Consider the following 20,127-nt stretch of genomic DNA (forward strand, 5'->3'; position numbering starts at 1 on the left):
CTCCATGGCCGTCGGCCATGTTTGGCGGCTCAGTAATTCATATTAATAACAGCGATATCGGAGAATTATCATGAATGGACATAAGTCAGGTCGCCTGCCGCTGGCGTTCGCTACCGCCGCAGCAATGGCTGCGACAATCCCGGCTAACGCCCAGGACATCCCCGGCGAGGGAGCCCGCACTGGTGGTCTTGAGGAGGTCATTGTTACTGCACGGAAGCGGGAAGAGAGTTTGCAGGATGCACCGCTCACAGTGAGTGCCATGTCTCAGGACCGGATCGAGAAATTTGATGTCAGCAGTCTGGAAAAACTGGCCTCTTTCGCTCCGCAACTGTATGTCGGGCGTTCGTCCAACGGTTCAGGTGCACAGATTACATTGCGGGGTATCGGCTCCAACTCGACCAGTATCGGGATCGAGCAGTCAGTCGCCGTAATACTTGATGGCGTGTACTACGGGCAGGGGCGAGTGCTCAATGAGGGCATGTTCGATATGGCCCAGATAGAGCTGCTCAAAGGGCCGCAAACGCTGTTCTTCGGCAAAAACGCTACCGCCGGTGTGATCTCCCTGACGTCTGCCAAACCCACCGAGGAGTTTGAGGCAACAGGGCGCATTCAGTACGAATGGGAGGCTGAGCAGACGCGGTACGAGGGGATTGTTTCCGGCCCCCTCACCGACCGCATAGGAGCGCGGTTGGCGGTGCGGTATTCGGATATGGATGGAGGTTACTTCGAGAATCAATCGACCAGGCAGCCATACGAGCTCCTCGATGTGGCAACTGGCGACATCATTTCCGACTTCTCTCCGGCAGATAACCGCGATGCTCCCGGTGAAGAGGAGACACTGGCGAGGTTGACGCTGACGTTCGACCCAACGGATCGCCTGGCAATGACCCTGAGTGCTTCAATGACTGATGCCGAGGTCTACCAGTCGTCCTGGAATTACACTGCCTTCAACTGTCCCGGTGGGGTAGGGGGGCTAAACCCGAATCTGCGTTGCGGTGACAACTTCGTCATTGCCCAGAACAGAATGCCCTCGATCCTGGCCCGCTCGCTGCCCTATGCACGCAGCAACGGCGACCTGTTCAACGAGTACGAGTCCTATTCCATCACCGCCAATATCGAGTATGACTTCGGCGATTACAGTCTGGTGTCGATTACCAACCAGCAGGAGAACGAGAATACCTTTGGCTTGTCGGGCGACTTCCAGTCGATACCGTCTGCTACCTTTGCTACCGAGAACAGCACCTGGGAGGCGTTCTCCGAGGAACTTCGACTCGCCAGTCAATTCGACGGCAGGTTCAACTTCATGCTGGGCGTGTTGTACCAGAAAACCGAGCGGGAGTTTGACCAGTGGGTTTCCACGGCTGGCGTGGCGAACACCGCGGCTCCCAGCCCGGAGCTGGTCTATGTGGCCTCACAGAAGCAGAGCTATACCGACGGCGAAACCATTGCGCCCTTCTTTGAAATTACCTACGACCTGACCGAGTCACTGACACTCAGCGCGGGGGCCCGTTATTCCGACGAGACCAAGGAGTCGGAGTTCGTGCACCCCTATAACAATCCCGGCCTTGGCGGCATCTGGCGCACCAACGAAATAGCGGCGGCTGATCAGAGTTTCGAGGAAACCTCTCCGGAGGTGACGCTGTCGTGGCAGATGAACGACAGCATGATGTTGTACGGAGCCTTTAAAACGGCCTACAAGTCTGGAGGGTTCTCCAACAGCGGGATTTTCTCGGCAGACTTCATGGGTGGTTCCGAGTCCGACTTTATCTTCGGGCCGGAAACCGCAGAGGGTTTCGAGTTCGGCATCAAGTCCACGCTGCTTGACAACCAGTTGCGTCTCAACGGCACGGTCTACGACTACGAGTACGACAATTTACAGGTGGACTTCTTCAACTCGCCCACCTTTGCCTTTATCACCCTCAATGCTGGTAAAGCTACGACCCGGGGTTTTGAGCTGGACGCGGAGTACGCACCCTTCAACCTGGCAGGGCTGAGTTTCAGGGGTACGCTTGCCTATAACGAGGCGGAGTATGACGATTTTGTGGCACCTTGCTGGGCGGGGCAGACACAGCAACAGGGGTGTAGCACGACGGTACCGGGAACCAATGGGACACCCGGACAGGACATAAGCGGCGCGCCGACGGCCATGGCGCCGGAGTGGACCGCCTCGTTTGGTGTGAACTACGACGACTATCTGGCCAATGGATGGGGCTATGGTGTCGCGCTGGATGGTGTTTACAGCGACGAGTACAACGCCTCTGCCTTTGATAATCCGCATGCGATGCGAGATTCCTATACCCTTTGGAACATGAGTGCCTATCTCACCGGCAAGGACGATGTCTGGGAGCTGCAACTGCTGGGCAAGAATCTGACGGACGAGCATATCGTGTCAGGCGTGGTCGACGGTCCCAGCACACCGGTGGCTGGCGGCGCCTACGCGGACCAGATGGGCTTTACATCGCTGCCGCGGACGGTGGCCCTGCAATTGACAGTGAGATACAACTAGCAGGAATCCGGCTGTTGGGGTGAGCTGAATCCTGTCTGCCAAATGTTGCAACGATGGAGTAATTCTATGGCTGATCAGGCTGGCGCCGGAGCCCGGCTCCCCCGTCAATACCGCAACTGCCTGCTCGCTGAGATGGCACTGCAGAAAGCGAGCAGCGATCCCGAAGGCGTAGCAATCTACCTGGAGGGACAGCCGCCCATCACCTTTGGCGGCATTGTCGATGAAGCCCGCCGCCTGGCCGGAGGCCTGCGTGACCTGGGCTTTGAGAAGGGCGACGTTATCAGTTTCCAGTTGCCCAACTGGCGCGAAGCGGTGGCACTCGACATTGCGGCTTCGCTGCTCGGCCTTGTGGTTAATCCCATCATTCCGATTTATCGTGATCGGGAGGTCGAGTTTATTCTGCAGGACACCAGGGCCCGCGCTATCCTGGTGCCGGAGCAGTTCCGTGGTTTCGACTTCGTGGCAATGATCGATAATCTGCGACCCGGTTTGCCAGATCTCGAACAGGTCATTGTGGTTCGGGGGGATACACATCACGCGGGTACGGTGAACTACGCTGACCTCCTGGCTTGCGAACCAGTTACCTCGATCGCCGAGGGTGTATCGCCGGACGATGTAAAGATCGTCATGTATACCTCTGGCACAACGGGCCGGGCCAAGGCGGTCAGGCACAGCCACAATACACTGACTCGGGCACTCGACAACGGTTGTGAAGCATGGTCGCTGGGGCCGGATGACGTAATGCTGATGCCTTCACCGGTGACCCACATCACGGGTTTTGTGAATGGCATCGAATTACCGTTTTTCAGTGATGCTCGCTCGGCCTTTATGGAGCGCTGGGAGGTGGGTCAGGCCATCGATCTGATTCAGGGCGTCGGCGCCACCGCCTGCGTCAGCGCCACTCCCTTCCTGCAGGAGCTGGTGCAGCGCGCCGAGGAAACCGGTGTCAGGCTACCCTCGCTGCGCCTGTTTGCCTGCGGCGGCGCCTTGGTGCCACCGGCCTTGATTCAGCGCGCCGGCGAGGTACTGGAGCGCTGCCGCGCCTTCCGGGTCTACGGGAGTACCGAATCGCCCCTGGTAACCGTGGGCTTTGTCGGAGACGATGAAGTACATCTGGCGGCGACCACCGACGGGCGCATCCATAACTGGGATGTGCGGATTCTGGATGACGACGACAACGCGCTGCCTGGTGGGGCGGATGGTGAGATCGTAGTGGCGGGGCCGGCGCTGATGCTGGGCTACGGCGATCCGGAACAGACCCGGGAGTCGATGACTCCCGACGGCTACTTTCGCACCGGCGATATCGGCCACATCACACCTGAAAATGCCATCGTTATCACCGATCGCAAAAAAGACATCATTATCCGTGGCGGAGAAAACCTCAGCGCGCGGGAAATCGAGGAGGTGCTCTACAGTCACCCCGAGATTATCGAGGCCGCGGCGGTTGCAATGCCACATGAACGCCTTGGCGAGGGTGTTTGTGCCTACGTGGTATTGGTCGCCGGGGCCGCCCTAAGCACTCTCGAGGAACTCAAGCCATTCCTGGCTCAGTGTCGCCTGGCGAAGCAAAAATGGCCCGAGCGCCTGGAGATCGCTACTGAATTACCCAAGACGGCCTCGGGCAAAGTACGCAAGGACCTGCTGCGCGCACAACTCAGTGCGACAGATGCGAAGAAGGCGGGTTGAGTGCCGTGTCGGTTATCGACTATCAAAGCCCGCTGCGCGCACTGGTCTCGGTTAAAGGACATCCCTATCCGCGTGATGCTTTCTTTCAGGTTTTCGAGGACATGCCTGGCCTGTCTTACACCGCGGTGGAGCAGCCCGCCAGCCAGGTGTTAATGACTCCCGAGCACGCTGCAGACTACGATGTGATCGTCCTCTACGACATGCCGGGTATCGACTTCAGTACCCAGCCACCGCAACTGGTGGCCCCGCCAGTCAGATTCCAGCAGAAGTTTCTCGACTTGCTGGAGCAGGGCAAGGGGGTGGTGTTTCTGCACCATGCGATTGCTGGCTGGCCACTGTGGCCAGAGTACGCCGAGATTGTCGGCGGACGCTTCCTGTACCTGCCCGGTGAGCTGCGCGGTAAACCGTGTGAAGACTCGGGCTATAGACACGAAGTGACCTATAACGCGCAAGTGTTGGCGCATCACCCGGTCACGCTGGGTGTCGAGCAAGGGTTCGAAATCACTGATGAGCTGTATCTGTACCAGGTGTTCCACGACGATGTTATCCCTTTGCTGTCCAGTGATTTCAGCTTTGATCGCGATCATTTCTATTCCGCCACGCGTGCCGTGAGCGGCGAGATGTATTCCCGCGAGGGGTGGCACCCTCCCTCTGGCAGTCATCTGCTGGGGTGGGTCAAGCATTACCGCAACAGTCCGATCGTCTACTTGCAAATGGGCGATGCACAGGCAGCCTACGATAATCCCGCATACCGCACATTGCTCGACAATGCCCTGCGTTGGGCGAGTTCCACCGCAGCGAGTGAGTGGGCGCGGGAGCGGCACGCAGCGCGCGGGAATGGCGGGAGCACTGCAGGCGCCACCGTGTAGCTGCCCCGGCGCTTGCCGGCCGTTCAGTGGTGCGGTTGCGCTGGTGAACAACTGTCATTAAAATAAACCGTCAAGATTGTTTATGAGGTAATTGCAGGCTGCGACTGGCGCACTGGGTATCGTGTGCCGGGCCAGCCATCGCAGTGAGCAGACTCCTATGGAAAAGCAAGAACACTACGCCGAGTTTCGCCTGCGGGTGCGGGACTTTCTGGACCACCACCTGACCCCCGACCTGAGGCGCGCCGGCCGCCTGATGACCAGTGTGTTCGCCGATTTCGAGGCGACCATGGCCTGGCACCGGATTCTGTTCCAGCAGGGCTGGGTGGCGCCGGATTGGCCACAGGAATACGGCGGTACCGGCTGGGACATCCAGGAGCGCTACATCTTCCAGGAAGAGTGCAAACTGGCCAATGCACCGTCACTCCTGCCCATGGGCCTGCAGATGCTCGGGCCGATGCTGATCCGATACGGCACCGCGGAGCAGAAGGAGTTTTACCTGCCTCGGCTCCTGTCCGGCGAGGATGTCTGGTGCCAGGGTTACTCTGAACCAGGTGCGGGTTCCGACCTGGCGTCCCTGAAAACCAGTGCAGTCCGCGATGGAGACATCTTTCGCATCAATGGCTCGAAAATCTGGACCAGTTACGCTCAGCACTCCAACCGCATTTTTTGCCTGGTTCGCACTTCGAAAGAGGGCAAACCGCAGCAGGGTATCAGCTTCATCCTCGTGGATATGGACGCTCCCGGCATCAAGGTTGATCCGATTGTCGGCCTCGACGGCAGGGTGGAACAGTGCCAGGTATTCTTTGATGATGTCGAGGTGCCTGTCGCCAATCTGGTCGGCGAGGAGAATCAGGGCTGGACCGTGGCCAAATACCTGCTCGAGTTCGAGCGCGGTGGCCACAATTTCACCATCGATCTGAAGAAACAGCTCGGCAAGCTTCACCGTCAGATGGCCGAAACACGTGGTATCAATGGCGCATCGCTGGAGACCTACCCGGTGCTGGGAAGCCGCCTCGCCGATCTCGAGATCGATGCACTGGCGGTGGAGTACACCGAATTGCGTATCAAGGGCGCCAACAGCGCCGGTGAGAATCCGGGCGCGCTTTCCTCGATGGTCAAACTGGTGGGCACCGAACTGGGCCAGGCCTTCAACGAGCTCAGCCTTGATGTCCTGGGGCCGGCCGTTGCGCCATGCCAGCTGGAAGCGCTCGAGCCGTGTTACGACGGGGACATTGTCGGGCCGCGCTACGCCCTGACCGCCATGGCGGAGTACATCAACAATCGGGCCTCCACCATCTATGGTGGCACCGCTGAAATCCAGCGCGACATCATTGCCAAGCAGGTGCTTGGGCTCTGACACGCAGTCACCACGGGAATCTCTCATGTCAATCGAGCTCACAGAAGAACAGAAGATGCTGCAGGACAGCGCCGAACGCTACCTGAAGAACAGCTACGACTTCGATCAGCGCCAGGCGGCGTCGCGCAGTGCCAAAGGCTTCAGCGATGAGCGCTGGGCGCAGTTTGCCGAAATGGGCTGGCTGGCCATGCCATTGCCGGAGGAGCACGGCGGATTTGGCTTCGGCGCCATGGAAATCATGCTGCTGGCCGAACAGATGGGTCGCTACCTGGTGGTCGAACCTTTTCTGGAGACAGTGGTTGTCGGCGGAGGGCTGCTGGCTCGCGGCGCCACCACCGCGCTGGCGGAACGCTACCTGCCGGCCGTTGCGGAGGGGCAGTTGCAAGTGGCTCTGGCCCACGGAGAAGAGGGAAAGCACGCGTCCATGATCAATACTGCCACCACGGCAGTTGACGAGGGCGCTCATTGCCGCCTGAACGGCGTCAAGAGCGTGGTGGCCAATGGCGACCAGGCGGATGTTTTCATTGTTTCCGCGCGGCTTGTCGGTGCGGGGAACTCCGCGGTCACCCTGTTTGCGATACCGGCGGACGCCGAGGGAGTCGAGCGCCGGGGCTACCCGACTTACGACGGCCGCCGGGCCTGTGAATTGACCCTGCGCAATGTCGTCGTTGGCCCGGAGGCGGTAGTGGGCGGGCGCGGCTCGGCCGAGTATCTGCTGGACAGAGTCGCCCTGGATGCGCAACTGGCAGCCTGCGCCGAAGTCATCGGTGGCATGGCTGCCTTGGTGGAGGCGACACAGGATTACATAGGCCAGCGGAAACAGTTCGGCAAGACGCTGTCGTCGTTCCAGGTGCTGCGCCACCGCATGGCAGACATGTACGTGCAACTGGAACTGACCCGCTCACTCATGCTGGCAGCGGCATCGAGCCTCGCCGGGGAAGAGGGCGATGCCGCCAGGCTGATATCCGCGCTCAAGGCGCGTACCGTGAAAGCGGGGCGTTTTGTCAGCCAAAACGCCATTCAGTTGCACGGCGGCATTGCCATGACCGACGAACTGAGTATCGGCCATTACTTCAAGCGCTTTGCCGTGCTCGAAAGCTGGTTCGGCAATCGCGATTTCCATCTGCAGCGCTTTCGGGAGTTGCAGTCGGTTGCCTGAGCAGGGCAATCCACACGCTACACACAGTGTCGGGCACCGCCCGCCTCAATCGCAACGGAGGAAGATAGATTATGGACCTGAAAATAAAAGGCAAAGTGGCGCTCATCAGTGGTGCCACCAAGGGGATCGGCATGAAGGTCGCCGAAACCCTGGCCGCCGAGGGCTGCAAACTCGGCATCTGCGCACGCAGTGAGGACGCGGTGAACAATGCGGTGAAACACCTGGCCGCGCTGGGCGCTGAAGTCTATGGCGAGGTGGCGGACGTGACTGACGCCGAGGCCTACGGTGCGTGGATAGACAATTGCGCCAGCAAGCTCGGCGGTATTGATATCCTGATTCCCATGGTCAGCGCCGGCAATACGCCTTCTGAAGAGGCGGGTTGGCAGACCAGTTTTGAAGCCGACGTTCTTGGCCCGTGGCGCGCCGTGCAGCGAGCGGTTCCCTATCTGGAGAAATCCGACAGCGCGTCGATCATCTTTTTCTCCACCACCGCCGCCTTTGAGGCCTTCGCCGGCCCGGTGCCCTACGGAGCCATGAAAGCGGCCCTGCTCAACTATGCGGGCAACCTGGCCATCGAACTCGCCCCCAGGGGCATTCGCGTGAACACGGTCAGCCCCGGGCCGGTATTCGTCGAGGGCGGCGCCTGGGACGATATCAAGCAGAACATGACGGAAATTTACGACTCCACGGTCGCCGCCATCCCGCTGGGGCGTATGGGCTCAGGGGAAGAAATCGCCAGTCAGGTCGCACTGCTGGCGAGTCCGTTGGCTGGCTATACCTGTGGAGCGAATATCGTTATCGATGGTGCTTTTACGCGCCGGCTACAGTTCTGATGATCTTTCGCCGTCACCACCGTGGTGGCGGCGCTCTCCACCGGGAATCCGGCCTTTTCTGGCGGTCACACTGCCTGTCAGCCCCTGCGCCGGAATGTATTGGGTGTCATCCCTGTCCAGCGCTTGAAAGCCCGTATCAGTGAGCTGGTTTCGGAAAATCCAGCCTGTTCTGCAATATCTTCCAGCGCGCGATGTGAGCGTCGCAGAGCGTCCTTTACGAATTCACGCCGCAGCTCGTCTTTGAGTTGTTTGAACTGGGTCCCCTCCTCGGTCAGCTTGCGTCGAAGGGTTTGCGGCGACATGTGCAGGTGCCCGGCGACTCGGATCAGGCTGGGCATATCCTTTGGCCACTTCTCGCTCAGTTGCCTGATCGCTGCTGAAACCAGCTCGGTGTAGACAGAATCTATCTCCGGAATATCCAGGGGGTTGGCATGACCGGCTGCGACAAGCTCATGCACATCGAGGGAGCTGCGGGTCGGCTCCAGACTGGCAAAGTCACTGCTGAAACGGAAACTGTTGCAGACGCTGTCGAACTGGCAGACCGGGCCGAAAGTACTTGTCAATTCGTCCCTGCTTGGCGGTGCCGCATGACTGAAGGTGACCCGCTCCAGCGGGATGTGACGCCCCACGACCCAGCAGGCGAGGCGGTGCCACGCGCACAACCAGGTCTCCACGAACAAGTCGACATTGGCCCCTTGCGGGTTGCGTAGTCGCACCACCAGTTCTCGCGCATTGTGGTATCGGTAGTAGTTGATTTCCAGGTGGTCAGAGATCAGGTTGAGGAAACGAATGCCTCGAAGGAACATGTCATCGAGATTGCTGCTGTGCACCGCCAGCTCGCACAAGGTTTCGAATGCGCCCGGCTGGCAGCGGCGGGGTGTGCAGCCCAGAAACTCGTCCTGAAGCTGAAACAGCAGCTGGCGGGCGCGCAGCCGGCGAGATTCCGTGCCACCGAAGGAACGCTGATGCAGCGGCACCGTGACGAGGGGACACCACAGAGGGTGCGCCGTGCTGCTGATGGCGGCAAGGGCGTTCATTGATCGCTGTTCGATGTCGCCCCGGCGGCTTGCCTGGCCTGTTCAAATGCGAGGCGTGAATCGGAGTCCACGGGATCAATGGCCCAGTCAATACCGCGCCGAAGCAGCTTGTAGAAGACCGGGAGATCCCAGGCGCAACGCTCTATGGTAGGCCAGAAATCAAGGAGTGGCTGCATGTCGTAGTGATGGCGGCAGTGGCCCAGCGTGAGATACAGCACTGCGCCTTCGCCCACTTCGTGGATATAGAAGACTGGATGGCGGGCCCTGTCCCACTGATTTTCCACGAAGCCCGGCGCGTCACCGCCAAATTCGGTATCGAGCAGTACGTGAAGATCTCCGTAAGTCCGCATGAGATATTGCTCGTCGGTACTTTCGAATGGCTCCAGCCCACGCACCAGTGGGTGCTCGGGGTCGGCTATCTCCACCCGGTAGGGCGCGATGGGCGGGTGGGAGCGAAACATGCTGCCCAGGGTGTCCATGAACAGGGGCGCCCAGTCCGGTGTGCCGTACTGGCCATCCGACATCATGCGGATCACCGAGTTGGTGCCGTGCAGTGCGTACCAGCGCCCGCCGCGGCTGACCCACTCCTTCAATGCCTCCTGGGCAGGCAGCGAGGGCACCACATTGCAGGTGTAGGTAATCAGGAAATCAGCTTCATCGAGGGCGGCCAGGTTCTCGTAATCCTCGAATACCCGAACGCGAATACGGTCTTTCTCGGCCAGCAGCTTCAGCAGTTCCAGGCGGGCGAAATCGATATCGTGCCACATGCCGCCTGCAATCAGGACACAATTTATCCGTCCGGCGCGGTCATTGGGTTTGCTCATAGCGCGGGGCTCCTCCTGCGGGTGGTCATCGACTCAGCCCTGCAGATACTTGTCCAGGGTCTGGTGGAAGTGACGGATGCGGCTCTCCTGGTAGCTGGCCAGGCTTACCGCCCCCTTGCTCGAGTTTTTCATCCCGGCCTGGACGGCGCCCATGTTGCTGTCGTCCTGGTCGAATACCGGGCCCAGCGCGCCGAGTTCCTCAGCCTGGGCGAACGGCTTGTCGTCATCGAGGCGGTGCATGGGCACGGCCTGCGGGCGCTCGCTGCCCTTGGGATAGCGCAGCAGAACCATGACATCGAAAATGCAGCGGTCGGGATTGTTGCCGTCGGGCAGGAAGCGGTAAACGATATTGCCGTGATAGCCGATCCACACCTGGAAGTTGGGGAACAGGCTGTAGAGGATGGCGTCTTCCAGCTCTGCCATGGTGGCATCGGACAGATCCTCGCCGGAGGCCTCCTCGAACACCTGGCGGTTCATGTCCGCCACGTACTTGCGCGCCGTCAACCCGTCGGGCATGTCGATACCTTCGTCGCTGTCCTTGCCCATGCGGCCGGAGAGCTTGAGGATGTCGCGCATGACCTGCTCTTCGCTGATGTCACTGAGATGGGGGCTGGGCACGCCCATGGGGGTGACCGAGCGGCTTACGTGGTCGCCAAAATAGTCGTACTGGGAATTGGCGTCGCCGGTGAAGGTCAGGATCTGGCGATGCGTCTCCACGGTGTGGAAGGATTCCATGAAAGCCTCGGCCCCCACCTTCCAGTTGCAGTTGACCTTGCGCTGGATGTGGACGCCCTTGTAGTAGTCCTCCAGCGGGAAGCGCGAGAAGTGCTCCGGAAAGACGCCGAGATACTCCTCGAAGGGCTGCGGGTTCTCGGCGAAGTTGATGAATACAAAACCGCCCCAGGTGGCGACGTGTACCTGGGGCAGGTTCATGTCCTTTTCTTTGAGGTGCTTGAAGTCCCACTGGCAGGGAATGCCGCGGAAGCTGCCGTCCAGTTCCCAGGTGGCGCCGTGGAAGGGGCAGCGGAACTCATTCACACAGCCGCCTTCATCGCGTAGCAGGCGCCCGCGGTGCAGGCAGGAGTTGATGAAGCCCCTGATCTCGTTCCCGGCGGAGCGAACGATAATGACGGACCTGTCGAACAGGTTGTAGAGCTGGTGATCGCCAACCTCGGGGATATCTTCCTCCCGGCACGCCATCTGCCACACCCGGTTCCACATTTTGTCCCTTTCCAGGTCGTGGAACTGCTGGGAAATATAGCGATCCACCGGGAGATCGTCGTCGCCCATATAGGCGCAGGTGTTCTCCCGCAGGTAGTCGGGCACCGGGACTTCCTCCAGGTCCAGCAGGTCCTGGAAGGAGGGGCCTTCGCAGCGGGCGTTCTCGCCCTGTTGTCGGGTATTGGCCGGATTGTTCATGGTGAGCACCTCACAATCGTGATGTCTTTGTTATCGGGTAATGATGTTCACGCCACTGACGCCCGGTGCGCCGTAGACATGGGTGTAACCTACCGAGGGTTTGCCGGGGACCTGGCGGGCACCGGCGCTGCCGCGCAGCTGGTGGCAGATCTCGTAGACCTGGCGCAGGCCCGAGGCGCCCACCGGCTCGCCGTTGGCCAGGCAGCCGCCGTCGGTGTTCACGGGCAGGCGGCCGTCGATACGGGTGGCGCCCTCGCGCAACAGCTTTTCCTGCTCGCCGTGTTGACAGAAGCCGTTCTCGGCCATGTGCATGATCTCGGCCCCGCTTTCGGTGTCCTGCAGTTGCGCGACCTGGACATCCTCCGGTCCGATGCCCGCCAGCTCGAAGGCGTCGCGGGACGCGGTTACGGTGGCGGACTGGTTTACAGCTGGCGCCTGGGCGGGGCTGAATACTTCGAAACTGCCGTAGTAGCGGGTGCGTACCACGGCGGCTTTCAGGAACAGCGGATGGCGGGTGTACTGATGGGCCCTGTCGGCACGGCACAGCACCAGGGCGGTGCCGCCCTCTGCCGGGCTGCAAAACATGTACTTGCGCAGGGGCTCGCTGATCATCGGCGACGCGGCGATTTCCTCGTAGCTGAGAGCCGTGGTGCGCCAGGCATCGGGGTTGAGAGAGCCGTTGTGGAAGGCTTTTTCCGCCACGCGAATCAGCGCATCGTTGCTGATCCCGTAGTCGTGCATGTAACGCTGGATCTTCATGGCGAAGAACTGGGTAGTGAGCATCAGGCCGACTTCGCCGTACCAGTCATCGAGACCCCAGTCGCCGGGTTTGGGGTTAAAGGCACCCCGCGGGTGCTTGTCGAAGCCCACGGCCACCCCCAGGTCGTACTCGCCGGACTTGATGGCGGAGTAGGCCGAGTGCAGGGCGCTGCCCCCTGTGGCGCAACCGTTCCAGACGTTGGTGAACTGGATGCCGGTCAGGCCGAGTTCGTTGACCAGTGAGTCGGCGTTGCCGGCGTCCTGGCTGCCGCCCACCGCGAACTGCACCTGGGGCCACTCGATACCGGCGTCCTTCAGCGCTGAACGCACGGCGGCGGCGCCCTGCTGCAGGCCGCTCATGTTCTCGGTGCGACCGAAGCGGTGCAGGCCGATGCCAATAATTGCTACATCCATATCAGGCATTTTCCTCACTGCGCTGGAAAGCGAAGGCGAGCACTTCGGTGCCGTCCTCGTCACGGCGGAAGGGCTCGATGCTCAGGCTCATTGCCTGGCCAATCGCCAGCTCTTCCGGTTTGTTTTCCTTCAATCGGGCCTCGACCCGCAGACCGCCGGGCATTTCGATGTAGCCCACACCGTAGGGGCGAAAGGTCTCGGGGGTTTCGTCACTGTGGTAGGGCGACTTGGGCATGAAGCTTTGTATGGTCCAGGTCCAGAGCGTGCCGCGATCCCCGAGCTCAACGATTTCGGTATCGCTGCCACAGCAGTGACGACAGTCGTTCTGGCTGGGAAAGGCCATTTCCCCGCAGGCCCGGCAGCGACTGCCGAGCAGTTGGGGGCGTTCAGCGGGCCAGGTAAACAGGCCTTCGCGAATGGGGCGCTGGTTTGTCATGAATTGGGGGCTCTCTACTGGTTCAATGCGCTGTCATAGGCATCCAGCACCGATTCGTGCATGGCCTCGGACAGGGTGGGGTGGGGGAACACCGCGCGCATCAGGTCGGCTTCGGTGGCCTCCATGCTGCGCGCCAGGGCGAAGCCCTGGATCTGTTCGGTAACCTCCGGGCCCACCATGTGCGCGCCCAGCAGTTCGCCGGTCGCGCTGTCAAACAGGGTTTTCACAAATCCGCTGGCCTCGTCGATCGCCAGTGCCTTGCCGTTGGCGCCGAGATCGAAACGGCCTACCTTCACCGCCCGGCCGCCGGCTTTCGCCTCGGTCTCGGTGAGTCCCACGCTCGCCACCTGCGGGCGGCTGTAGGTACAACCTGGGATATTGTCCGCATCCAGCGGGTGGGCCGAGTCCAGGCCGGCAATCTTCTCGACGCACAGTACCGCCTCGTGACTGGCCTTGTGCGCCAGCCAGGGCGGACCGGCGACATCGCCGATGGCGTACAGGCCCACCACATTGGTGCGGCACCATTCGTCAGTAACAATAAAGCCGCGCTCGATGTGCGCGCCGACGTCTTCCAGACCGAGGTTGTCCACATTGCCGGCCACACCCACCGCGAGAATCACCCGGTCCACCGTCAGCGTCTCTGCGCGCTCGTCGGCGTGACGGAAGCGAACCTCGACGCCCTCACTGCCCGGGCTGGCGGATTCGACACGGGCATCAGTGTGGATGGTGATGCCGCGGCGGCTGAATTCCCGGTGTACGAAGGCGGCTGAATCGGCGTCTTCCGCGGGCAGAATGCGCGGCAGGGCTTCCACCAGGGTGACCTCGCTGCCGAGGTCGCTGTAAAGGCTGGCGAACTCCACGCCGATGGCACCGGCACCGATAATCAGCAGACGCCTCGGCAGGTGCGTCGGCGTCATCGCCTCGCGGGCCCCCCAGATGTGCTCCCCGTCGATGCGGACAGTCGGCAGCTCGCGCGCGTGGGCGCCTGTGGCCAGCACGATATGGTCGGCGGCGATATCGGTCAGGGTCCCGTCCCCGGCGGTGACGGCCAGTTGACACTTGCCGCTCACCCGGGCGCTGCCCTCTATCACCGTGATCCCGTTCTTTTTCATCAGGTAGCCGATACCGCCGGACAGTTTTCCGGCGACCGTGCGGCTGTGCTTGACCAGTTGCTCCAGATCCACCGCACCATCGCACTGGATGCCGAAGGTGGCGGCGTGGCGCAGGTTGTGGGCCAGTTCGGCACCGCGCAGCAGGGCCTTGGTGGGAATACAGCCCCAGTTGAGGCATACCCCGCCCAGCCTGTCCTTCTCTATCAGTGCGGTCTTGAAGCCGAGTTGTGCGGCGCGCACGGCGGCGATGTAGCCACCGGGCCCGCTGCCCACCACGACCAGGTCGAATGTCTGCTTCATTGCCTGCCCCTATCCCAGCATGGTTCCGGGCTGCTCGAGGAAGCCCCGCAGCGCCGCCAGGAATTTCGCCGCCAGAGCGCCGTCGATAATCCGGTGGTCGCTGGACAGGCTGAGCGTCAGTACCGAGGCAGCCTGCCACTCTCCGTCCACCAGCAGCGGCCGCTGTTCCGCGGCCCCGATCGCCAGGATCGCGCCCTGGGGCGGGTTGATGATGGCGTCGAACTGTTTGACGCCGAACATACCCAGGTTGGAAATGCTGAAGGTGCCGCCCTGGAACTCCGCGGCCGACAGCCGCCCGAGCTTGGCCCGGGTGGCCAGGTCGCGCACTTCGTTGGAGATTTCCACCAGACCCTTGCGGTTGGCCTTGCGCACGATGGGGGTAATCAGGCCCTCGTCGAGGGCTACGGCCACCGAGATGTCGGCGTCGGTGAACTGGCGCACGGTCTCACCATCAAACTGCACGTTCACCGCGGGCACCTGGGTCAGGGCACAGGCCGCCGCCTTGATAATGAAGTCATTGACCGAGATTTTGGCATCCGCACGGCTGGCATTGAGCGCCTTGCGCAGCGCCAGCAGCTGGTCGATGGTGGCATCTACCTGCACCCGGAAATGTGGCGCGGTCTGCTTGGAAGACTGCAGGCGCGCGGCGATGGTCTTGCGCATGCCTGACAGGGGTTGTTCCTCAAAGGCCGCGGGCTCCGCTTCGCCATTGGACACAGGCTGGTTGGCCGGTGTTTTCGCCATCAGCGCCGCCCGGGCTTCGACATCGGCCTTGCATACGCGCCCCCGGGTGCCACTGGCGCGACAGTCGAGGAGGTTGATGTTAAGTTCGCTGGCCATGCGTCGCGCGACCGGGGTGGCGGCAACGGCGGCATCGCCGTCGCCGGCGGCCCGTGGCGTGTCGCTGGCCGCTGGATCGGGCAGGCCGATAACCTGGCCACCTGCGGCCACAACGGCCTGTTCCAGATCCGCCTTGGTGACGCGCTCGTGGCGCCCGGTGGGGGAGATGTTGTGCAGGTTGACCCCGTACTGGGCCGCCAGGCGCCGCGCCACCGGGGTCGCCGCCACGGCGGAGTCATCGTCGCCCCCGGCCAGTGCCTGCAACGCGCCGCTGTTGGCCGGTGCCGGCGCCGTGGGTACGCTGCTGAGCTGCGGTTTGCTACTGGCCTGGGCCTGGGTGACCTCCCGTGCGGGGGCGGGATCGTCCGCGGGCGCCGGGGCAGGCTCGGGAGCGGCCGTTGGCGCGACCCCCAGGCTGCTGACGAATGCGTCGATCTCGGCGTCTGGCGTCTCGGCGTCGGCCAGCACACAGAGGGCCGCACCCACCGGATATTCGCCACCCGCCTCGACCAGAATGCGGCGCAGGACGCCGGAGACTGGCGCCGTGACCGTGTTGACGATCTTGCTGGTCTCGATGTCGACCAGATCGTCATCGGCGTTGACCGCGTCCCCCTCGGCGACGTGCCATTCGGCGATAACCCCCTCGGTCATCTCCATGCCCCACTTGGGCATGCTCACTTTCTGAATCTGGCTCATGATTACGCTCCCAGTACGTCGCGTACGGCCTGTTCAATGCGGTCCTCGCTGGGCATGTAGGCATCTTCCAGGACGGGAGAGAAGGGCACTGGCGTGTGCGGTGCGGTGACTTTGCGAATCGGTGCGCGCAGGGCGTGGAAGGCCTTTTCCGCGACGATACTGGAGATATCCGCCGCCAAGCTGCAGCGCTCATGGGCCTCGTCGACAATCACCAGTCGGCCGCTGACCTCGACGCTCTCGATGATGGCTTCGTCATCCAGCGGTGCCAGGGTGCGCGGATCGATAACATCCACATGAATACCTTCCTGCGCCAGTTTGTCGGCCACCGCATTCGCCCTGGGCACCATGGCACCGATGGCAACGATGGTGGCGTCGGATCCCTCGCGGGTGAAAGCGGCCTCGCCGAAGGGGATCACGTAGGGCTCGTCGGGGACTTCACACTTGGTGTCGTACAGCAGTTTGTGTTCCAGGAAGATGACCGGGTCGTCGTCGCGGATGGCGGCGATCAGCAGGCCCTTGGCATCGTAGGCATTGGAGGGAATGACTACCTTGAGTCCGGGCGTGTGCACCACCACCGGGTGCAGCATGCTGGAGTGCTGGGCACCTGCGCGCAGGCCGGCGCCCACCGTTCCGCGGATGACCATGGGGGTACGGGCCTTGCCGCCGAACATGTAGCGGAACTTGGCCGCCTGGTTGAAGATCTGGTCGAAGCATACGCCTATGAAGTCAAAGAACATGAGCTCCGCCACCGGGCGCAGGCCGGTGTTGGCGGCGCCGGCGGCGGCGCCGATGATGGCGGATTCGGAAATCGGGGTGTCGATCACGCGCTCGCGACCGAATTTCGGCATCAGGCCTTTGGTCAGACCGAAAACACCGCCGTAGGCATCGTCCTGCCCCTGGCAGCCGGCGCCACCCGAGACCTCCTCGCCCATGACGATCACGGTGGGATCGCGCTCCATTTCCTGGTGCAGGGCCTCGTTGATGGCTTCGCGCATGGTCTTGATCGAGGACGTTCCGCTTTGCGGGGGGGTGACCACCTGTTGTGGGTTATTCATGGTGCGATCTCCCTTAATAAGAAATGTAGACGTCGGTGTAGAGTTCGGAGATATCGGGCTGCGGTGCGGCCAGTCCCTCGGCGGCAGCTTTTTCAACCAGGGCGGTGACAGATTCGTCGATCTCGTCAAGCTGGGCGTCGCTCAGCCAGCCCTCACCGGTGACGCGGGCGCGGAAGTGCTTCAGGCAGTCACGATCGGCGCGCAACTGTTTGATCTCGCCCTTGGCGCGATAGAGTTGCGGGTCGCCGATAAAGTGGCCATCGAAGCGCACCACGTCGGCTTCCAGGGCGGTGGGCCCCTCACCCCGGCGGGCGCGTTCGACCGCCTCGCGGGTCGCTTCGTAAACGGCGAAGAAGTCGATGCCGTCCATCTTTGCCGAAGGCATGCCGTAGGCACCGGCGCGTCCAGCGACGTCGCCGCTGCCGACTGCATAGTCGGCGCCCGTGCCTTCGCCGTAACCGTTGTTTTCGAACATGAAGACGTGTGGCAGTTTCAGGACCACCGCCAGATTGAGTGCTTCGGCTACCGTGCCCTGGTTGGAGGAGCCATCACCGCTGAAAGACACCGCGACGTCCTTGGTGCCCAGCGTCTTGGCGCTGAGGGCGGCGCCATTGCACAGGGGCGGGCCGCCGCCGACGATGGCATTGGCACCCAGCATGCCCTTGTCGAAATCCGCAATGTGCATGGAGCCGCCCTTGCCTTTGCAGAGGCCGCCGGCCTTGCCCATGATCTCCTTCATCATGCCGACCACGTCGCAGCCCTTGGCGATACAGTGACCGTGTCCCCGGTGAGTGGAGCCGATCACATCTTTATCGGTGAGGTTCATGCAGACGCCCACTGCGACGGCTTCCTGGCCGTCGTAGGCGTGGACGAAGCCGGGAATGTTGCCTGCTTCAAACTCCTTGATCACGCGCTCTTCAAAGAGCCGTATGGTTTTCATGGTGCGGTAGGATTCGAGCAGGAATTCAGGGCTGTAGGACATTGTTATCTCCTGTTAGAGCAGGGTGGTTCGCCTGAGAGGGGTCAATATAGGTATTCAGAATAAAAAAAGCAAGCTTGATTGTTTAGAGCTGTGCTGGTTTTTTTGGGTTAAGATGACGGTGACGGCAGCGAGGGAATTCGGGCTGCTATTTCAATCAGGGTGTGAGGCAGGAGCTGGACTATGACAGCGGCACAAAAAGCGGCGAAGAAAACCCGGGGGCGACCCAGGAGGGGTGACGGCTGGCAGGCAGAAAAGAGTGCGATTACCCGCACGGCGATTCTCGATGCGGCGGAGGAGTGCCTGGTGGAGCGCGGCTACAGCCGTACCACCACGGCGATGATCGCGGAATATGCGGGGGTCTCCCGCGGGGCCATGATGCACCATTTTCCGTCACGGATTGCGGTGATCAGGGCGGTAGTGGACCACTTGCATGAAAAGCGGCTGGGAGAGTACCGCAACCTGATGGAGGGTATCGACAATCCGGAACAGGCCCTGACCCGCGAGGCGATCAGGAAGTCGGTGGAGTCCGCCTGGCGTTACGTGAACCTCCCTTCCTTCGTTGCCTACCAGGAACTGCTGGCCGCGGCGCGGACGGACCCGGAGCTCAACGATGTCCTGGAGCGTACCGAGAAGGATGTCGAGGGACTGTTCTTGCAGACAGTGAAGCAGGTATTTCCGCACTGGGAGAGTCTCGGTGTGCTGGAAGTTGCCAATGACCTGATCCAGTTCTGCATGCGTGGGATGGCCCTCAGTCACATGGCCACCAACAAGAAGCGGCGAGCCAAGCGGATGATCGAACTCATGACCGATCAGCTCGAGGCGCTCTACGCCCAGGCGGAATCGGGCAAGGCCTGACCGGCATTGACCGGGCGGCACCGGGCCCGGTCGCCTCCCTCTCCCCGGATCGTGAAGACACGACACGCAAGACTTGCTTTATTAAAAAACAGGCAGTAATGTTTGTTCTATAAGGCATAACAGGAGGATATCAGCGATGTCGAGACTGGCGGGCAAGGTCGCATCCGTTGTGGGTGCTGCCGGAGACGGCAATATGGGCCAGGTTATCGCGGAGCGATTCGCGAAAGAGGGCGCAACAGTCGTTGTATCCGGGCGGCATGAAACAGCGCTCAAGCACTGTGCGGAACGCATCGGCGGTGACTGGGTACTCTGTGATTTCACCAGTAAACCCTCCATCGACACCATGCTCGATACCGTCGTCGAGCGCCACGGGCGGATCGATATCGCCGTTAATGCCACCGGCTGGGGGCTGCTGACGCCCTTCCTGGACAACACAGAAGAAGAACTGGATCGCATGGTCGATCTGCAGTTCAAGGGGCCTTTTTTCTGGCTGCAGAAGCTGGCCGCCCTGATGTCCGCCAGCGGCGGCGGCTCGATCATCCAGATATCGTCCGCCACTGCCAAGATCATGCTGGATAACCATGCGGCCTACATGGGCACCAAGGCGGGCGTCGACCACGTGGTGCGGACAGTGGCCAATGAATTTGGCGAGCAGGGCATTCGCGCCAACAGCATCTCCCCCGGCCTGACCGCCTCGCCGATGACGGCAGCGGCCATGGACAGTCCGTCACTGGTGGAGACCTTCCGCAAGTGTTATCCGCTGAGCCGCATCGGTACCAGCGAGGATATCGCTGCGGCGGCGGTGTTCCTGGCCTCGGACGAGTGCTTTATGACGGGAGAAAACCTTCAGGTTAACGGCGGGTTGTGTCTGCGCCGTAATCCAAGAGGACAGGAGCTGGCCGAGGCCGCGATAGCTGCAGGCGAAGCCGCACCCTGATCCAGCCCCGAGCCTGACCGCGTACAGCGGCCGCCGCGATAGCAATCCGAG

At 61.7% G+C, this 20,127-nt stretch carries 17 protein-coding genes; 8 read left to right on the forward strand and 9 right to left on the reverse strand.

Going from position 1 to position 20,127, the window contains the following annotated elements; all coding sequences use genetic code 11:
* Positions 1–70: 70 nt before the first annotated feature.
* From FVW59_RS03825 to FVW59_RS03850, 6 genes are all read left to right on the forward strand, one after another.
* A complete protein-coding gene (locus FVW59_RS03825) occupies positions 71–2,506 on the forward strand; it encodes a TonB-dependent receptor (protein ID WP_148062876.1) in 2,436 nt (811 codons plus the stop codon).
* 66 nt (positions 2,507–2,572) lie between these two features.
* Positions 2,573–4,192 (forward strand): AMP-binding protein, encoded by a 1,620-nt coding sequence (locus FVW59_RS03830; RefSeq protein ID WP_187275739.1) that lies wholly within the window; start codon positions 2,573–2,575, stop codon positions 4,190–4,192.
* A gap of 5 nt (positions 4,193–4,197) precedes the next feature.
* Positions 4,198–5,061, forward strand: coding sequence for a ThuA domain-containing protein (locus tag FVW59_RS03835; protein ID WP_148062878.1), 864 nt, complete (start codon positions 4,198–4,200; stop codon positions 5,059–5,061).
* Between the two features lie 157 nt (positions 5,062–5,218).
* The gene (locus FVW59_RS03840; RefSeq protein ID WP_148062879.1) at positions 5,219–6,418 is read left to right on the forward strand and encodes an acyl-CoA dehydrogenase family protein; all 1,200 of its coding nucleotides are present in this window, start codon (positions 5,219–5,221) and stop codon (positions 6,416–6,418) included.
* 25 nt (positions 6,419–6,443) lie between these two features.
* A complete protein-coding gene (locus FVW59_RS03845) occupies positions 6,444–7,577 on the forward strand; it encodes an acyl-CoA dehydrogenase family protein (RefSeq protein ID WP_187275740.1) in 1,134 nt (377 codons plus the stop codon).
* Positions 7,578–7,648: 71 nt separating this feature from the next.
* A complete protein-coding gene (locus FVW59_RS03850; RefSeq protein WP_148062881.1) occupies positions 7,649–8,410 on the forward strand; it encodes an SDR family NAD(P)-dependent oxidoreductase in 762 nt (253 codons plus the stop codon).
* A 77-nt stretch (positions 8,411–8,487) separates the two neighbouring features.
* On the opposite strand, the gene FVW59_RS03855 is transcribed toward FVW59_RS03850, so the two are convergent.
* From FVW59_RS03855 to FVW59_RS03895, 9 genes are read right to left on the reverse strand one after another with little or no spacing between them, the layout of a single operon-like run.
* Positions 8,488–9,447 (reverse strand): AraC family transcriptional regulator, encoded by a 960-nt coding sequence (locus FVW59_RS03855; protein ID WP_148062882.1) that lies wholly within the window; start codon positions 9,445–9,447, stop codon positions 8,488–8,490.
* Positions 9,444–10,271, reverse strand: a complete 828-nt coding sequence (locus FVW59_RS03860; RefSeq protein WP_148062883.1) for a ThuA domain-containing protein — start codon at positions 10,269–10,271, stop codon at positions 9,444–9,446. The genes FVW59_RS03855 and FVW59_RS03860 overlap by 4 nt, the downstream gene beginning before the upstream one ends.
* Before the next feature lie 33 nt (positions 10,272–10,304).
* Positions 10,305–11,690 (reverse strand): aromatic ring-hydroxylating oxygenase subunit alpha, encoded by a 1,386-nt coding sequence (locus FVW59_RS03865; protein ID WP_148062884.1) that lies wholly within the window; start codon positions 11,688–11,690, stop codon positions 10,305–10,307.
* 30 nt (positions 11,691–11,720) lie between these two features.
* Complete coding sequence (locus FVW59_RS03870; RefSeq protein WP_148062885.1) at positions 11,721–12,863, reverse strand: thiolase family protein; 1,143 nt, start codon at positions 12,861–12,863, stop codon at positions 11,721–11,723.
* A gap of 1 nt (position 12,864) precedes the next feature.
* Positions 12,865–13,299, reverse strand: a complete 435-nt coding sequence (locus FVW59_RS03875; RefSeq protein ID WP_148062886.1) for a Zn-ribbon domain-containing OB-fold protein — start codon at positions 13,297–13,299, stop codon at positions 12,865–12,867.
* Between the two features lie 14 nt (positions 13,300–13,313).
* Positions 13,314–14,711, reverse strand: coding sequence for a dihydrolipoyl dehydrogenase (gene lpdA, locus FVW59_RS03880; RefSeq protein ID WP_148062887.1), 1,398 nt, complete (start codon positions 14,709–14,711; stop codon positions 13,314–13,316).
* A 9-nt stretch (positions 14,712–14,720) separates the two neighbouring features.
* The gene (locus FVW59_RS03885; RefSeq protein ID WP_148062888.1) at positions 14,721–16,247 is read right to left on the reverse strand and encodes a 2-oxo acid dehydrogenase subunit E2; all 1,527 of its coding nucleotides are present in this window, start codon (positions 16,245–16,247) and stop codon (positions 14,721–14,723) included.
* Positions 16,248–16,249: 2 nt separating this feature from the next.
* Positions 16,250–17,302, reverse strand: coding sequence for an alpha-ketoacid dehydrogenase subunit beta (locus tag FVW59_RS03890; protein ID WP_148062889.1), 1,053 nt, complete (start codon positions 17,300–17,302; stop codon positions 16,250–16,252).
* A 13-nt stretch (positions 17,303–17,315) separates the two neighbouring features.
* Positions 17,316–18,284 carry a thiamine pyrophosphate-dependent dehydrogenase E1 component subunit alpha gene (locus tag FVW59_RS03895; protein ID WP_148062890.1) on the reverse strand — a complete coding sequence of 323 codons (969 nt, stop codon included), beginning with the start codon at positions 18,282–18,284 and terminating at the stop codon, positions 17,316–17,318.
* Positions 18,285–18,464: 180 nt separating this feature from the next.
* Here FVW59_RS03895 and FVW59_RS03900 point away from each other — a divergent pair, with 180 nt between their 5' ends.
* Both FVW59_RS03900 and FVW59_RS03905 read left to right on the forward strand, forming a co-directional pair.
* Positions 18,465–19,139 (forward strand): TetR/AcrR family transcriptional regulator, encoded by a 675-nt coding sequence (locus FVW59_RS03900; protein ID WP_148062891.1) that lies wholly within the window; start codon positions 18,465–18,467, stop codon positions 19,137–19,139.
* A gap of 136 nt (positions 19,140–19,275) precedes the next feature.
* Complete coding sequence (locus tag FVW59_RS03905) at positions 19,276–20,076, forward strand: SDR family NAD(P)-dependent oxidoreductase (RefSeq protein WP_148062892.1); 801 nt, start codon at positions 19,276–19,278, stop codon at positions 20,074–20,076.
* Positions 20,077–20,127: the final 51 nt, after the last annotated feature.

It is taken from the genome of Parahaliea aestuarii, assembly GCF_008064635.1.
GTDB lineage: Bacteria > Pseudomonadota > Gammaproteobacteria > Pseudomonadales > Halieaceae > Parahaliea > Parahaliea aestuarii.

What these genes read in the sequence shown, in the direction of transcription:
- FVW59_RS03855 (WP_148062882.1), bottom strand. Translation starts at nt 9,447, where the DNA reads ATGAACGCCCTTGCCGCCATCAGCAGCACGGCGCACCCTCTGTGGTGT.
- FVW59_RS03870 (WP_148062885.1), bottom strand. Translation starts at nt 12,863, where the DNA reads ATGGATGTAGCAATTATTGGCATCGGCCTGCACCGCTTCGGTCGCACC.
- FVW59_RS03900 (WP_148062891.1), top strand. Translation starts at nt 18,465, where the DNA reads ATGACAGCGGCACAAAAAGCGGCGAAGAAAACCCGGGGGCGACCCAGG.
- FVW59_RS03830 (WP_187275739.1), top strand. Translation starts at nt 2,573, where the DNA reads ATGGCTGATCAGGCTGGCGCCGGAGCCCGGCTCCCCCGTCAATACCGC.
- FVW59_RS03860 (WP_148062883.1), bottom strand. Translation starts at nt 10,271, where the DNA reads ATGAGCAAACCCAATGACCGCGCCGGACGGATAAATTGTGTCCTGATT.
- FVW59_RS03890 (WP_148062889.1), bottom strand. Translation starts at nt 17,302, where the DNA reads ATGAATAACCCACAACAGGTGGTCACCCCCCCGCAAAGCGGAACGTCC.
- FVW59_RS03845 (WP_187275740.1), top strand. Translation starts at nt 6,444, where the DNA reads ATGTCAATCGAGCTCACAGAAGAACAGAAGATGCTGCAGGACAGCGCC.
- FVW59_RS03905 (WP_148062892.1), top strand. Translation starts at nt 19,276, where the DNA reads ATGTCGAGACTGGCGGGCAAGGTCGCATCCGTTGTGGGTGCTGCCGGA.
- lpdA (WP_148062887.1), bottom strand. Translation starts at nt 14,711, where the DNA reads ATGAAGCAGACATTCGACCTGGTCGTGGTGGGCAGCGGGCCCGGTGGC.
- FVW59_RS03895 (WP_148062890.1), bottom strand. Translation starts at nt 18,284, where the DNA reads ATGTCCTACAGCCCTGAATTCCTGCTCGAATCCTACCGCACCATGAAA.
- FVW59_RS03850 (WP_148062881.1), top strand. Translation starts at nt 7,649, where the DNA reads ATGGACCTGAAAATAAAAGGCAAAGTGGCGCTCATCAGTGGTGCCACC.
- FVW59_RS03875 (WP_148062886.1), bottom strand. Translation starts at nt 13,299, where the DNA reads ATGACAAACCAGCGCCCCATTCGCGAAGGCCTGTTTACCTGGCCCGCT.
- FVW59_RS03825 (WP_148062876.1), top strand. Translation starts at nt 71, where the DNA reads ATGAATGGACATAAGTCAGGTCGCCTGCCGCTGGCGTTCGCTACCGCC.
- FVW59_RS03885 (WP_148062888.1), bottom strand. Translation starts at nt 16,247, where the DNA reads ATGAGCCAGATTCAGAAAGTGAGCATGCCCAAGTGGGGCATGGAGATG.
- FVW59_RS03865 (WP_148062884.1), bottom strand. Translation starts at nt 11,690, where the DNA reads ATGAACAATCCGGCCAATACCCGACAACAGGGCGAGAACGCCCGCTGC.
- FVW59_RS03840 (WP_148062879.1), top strand. Translation starts at nt 5,219, where the DNA reads ATGGAAAAGCAAGAACACTACGCCGAGTTTCGCCTGCGGGTGCGGGAC.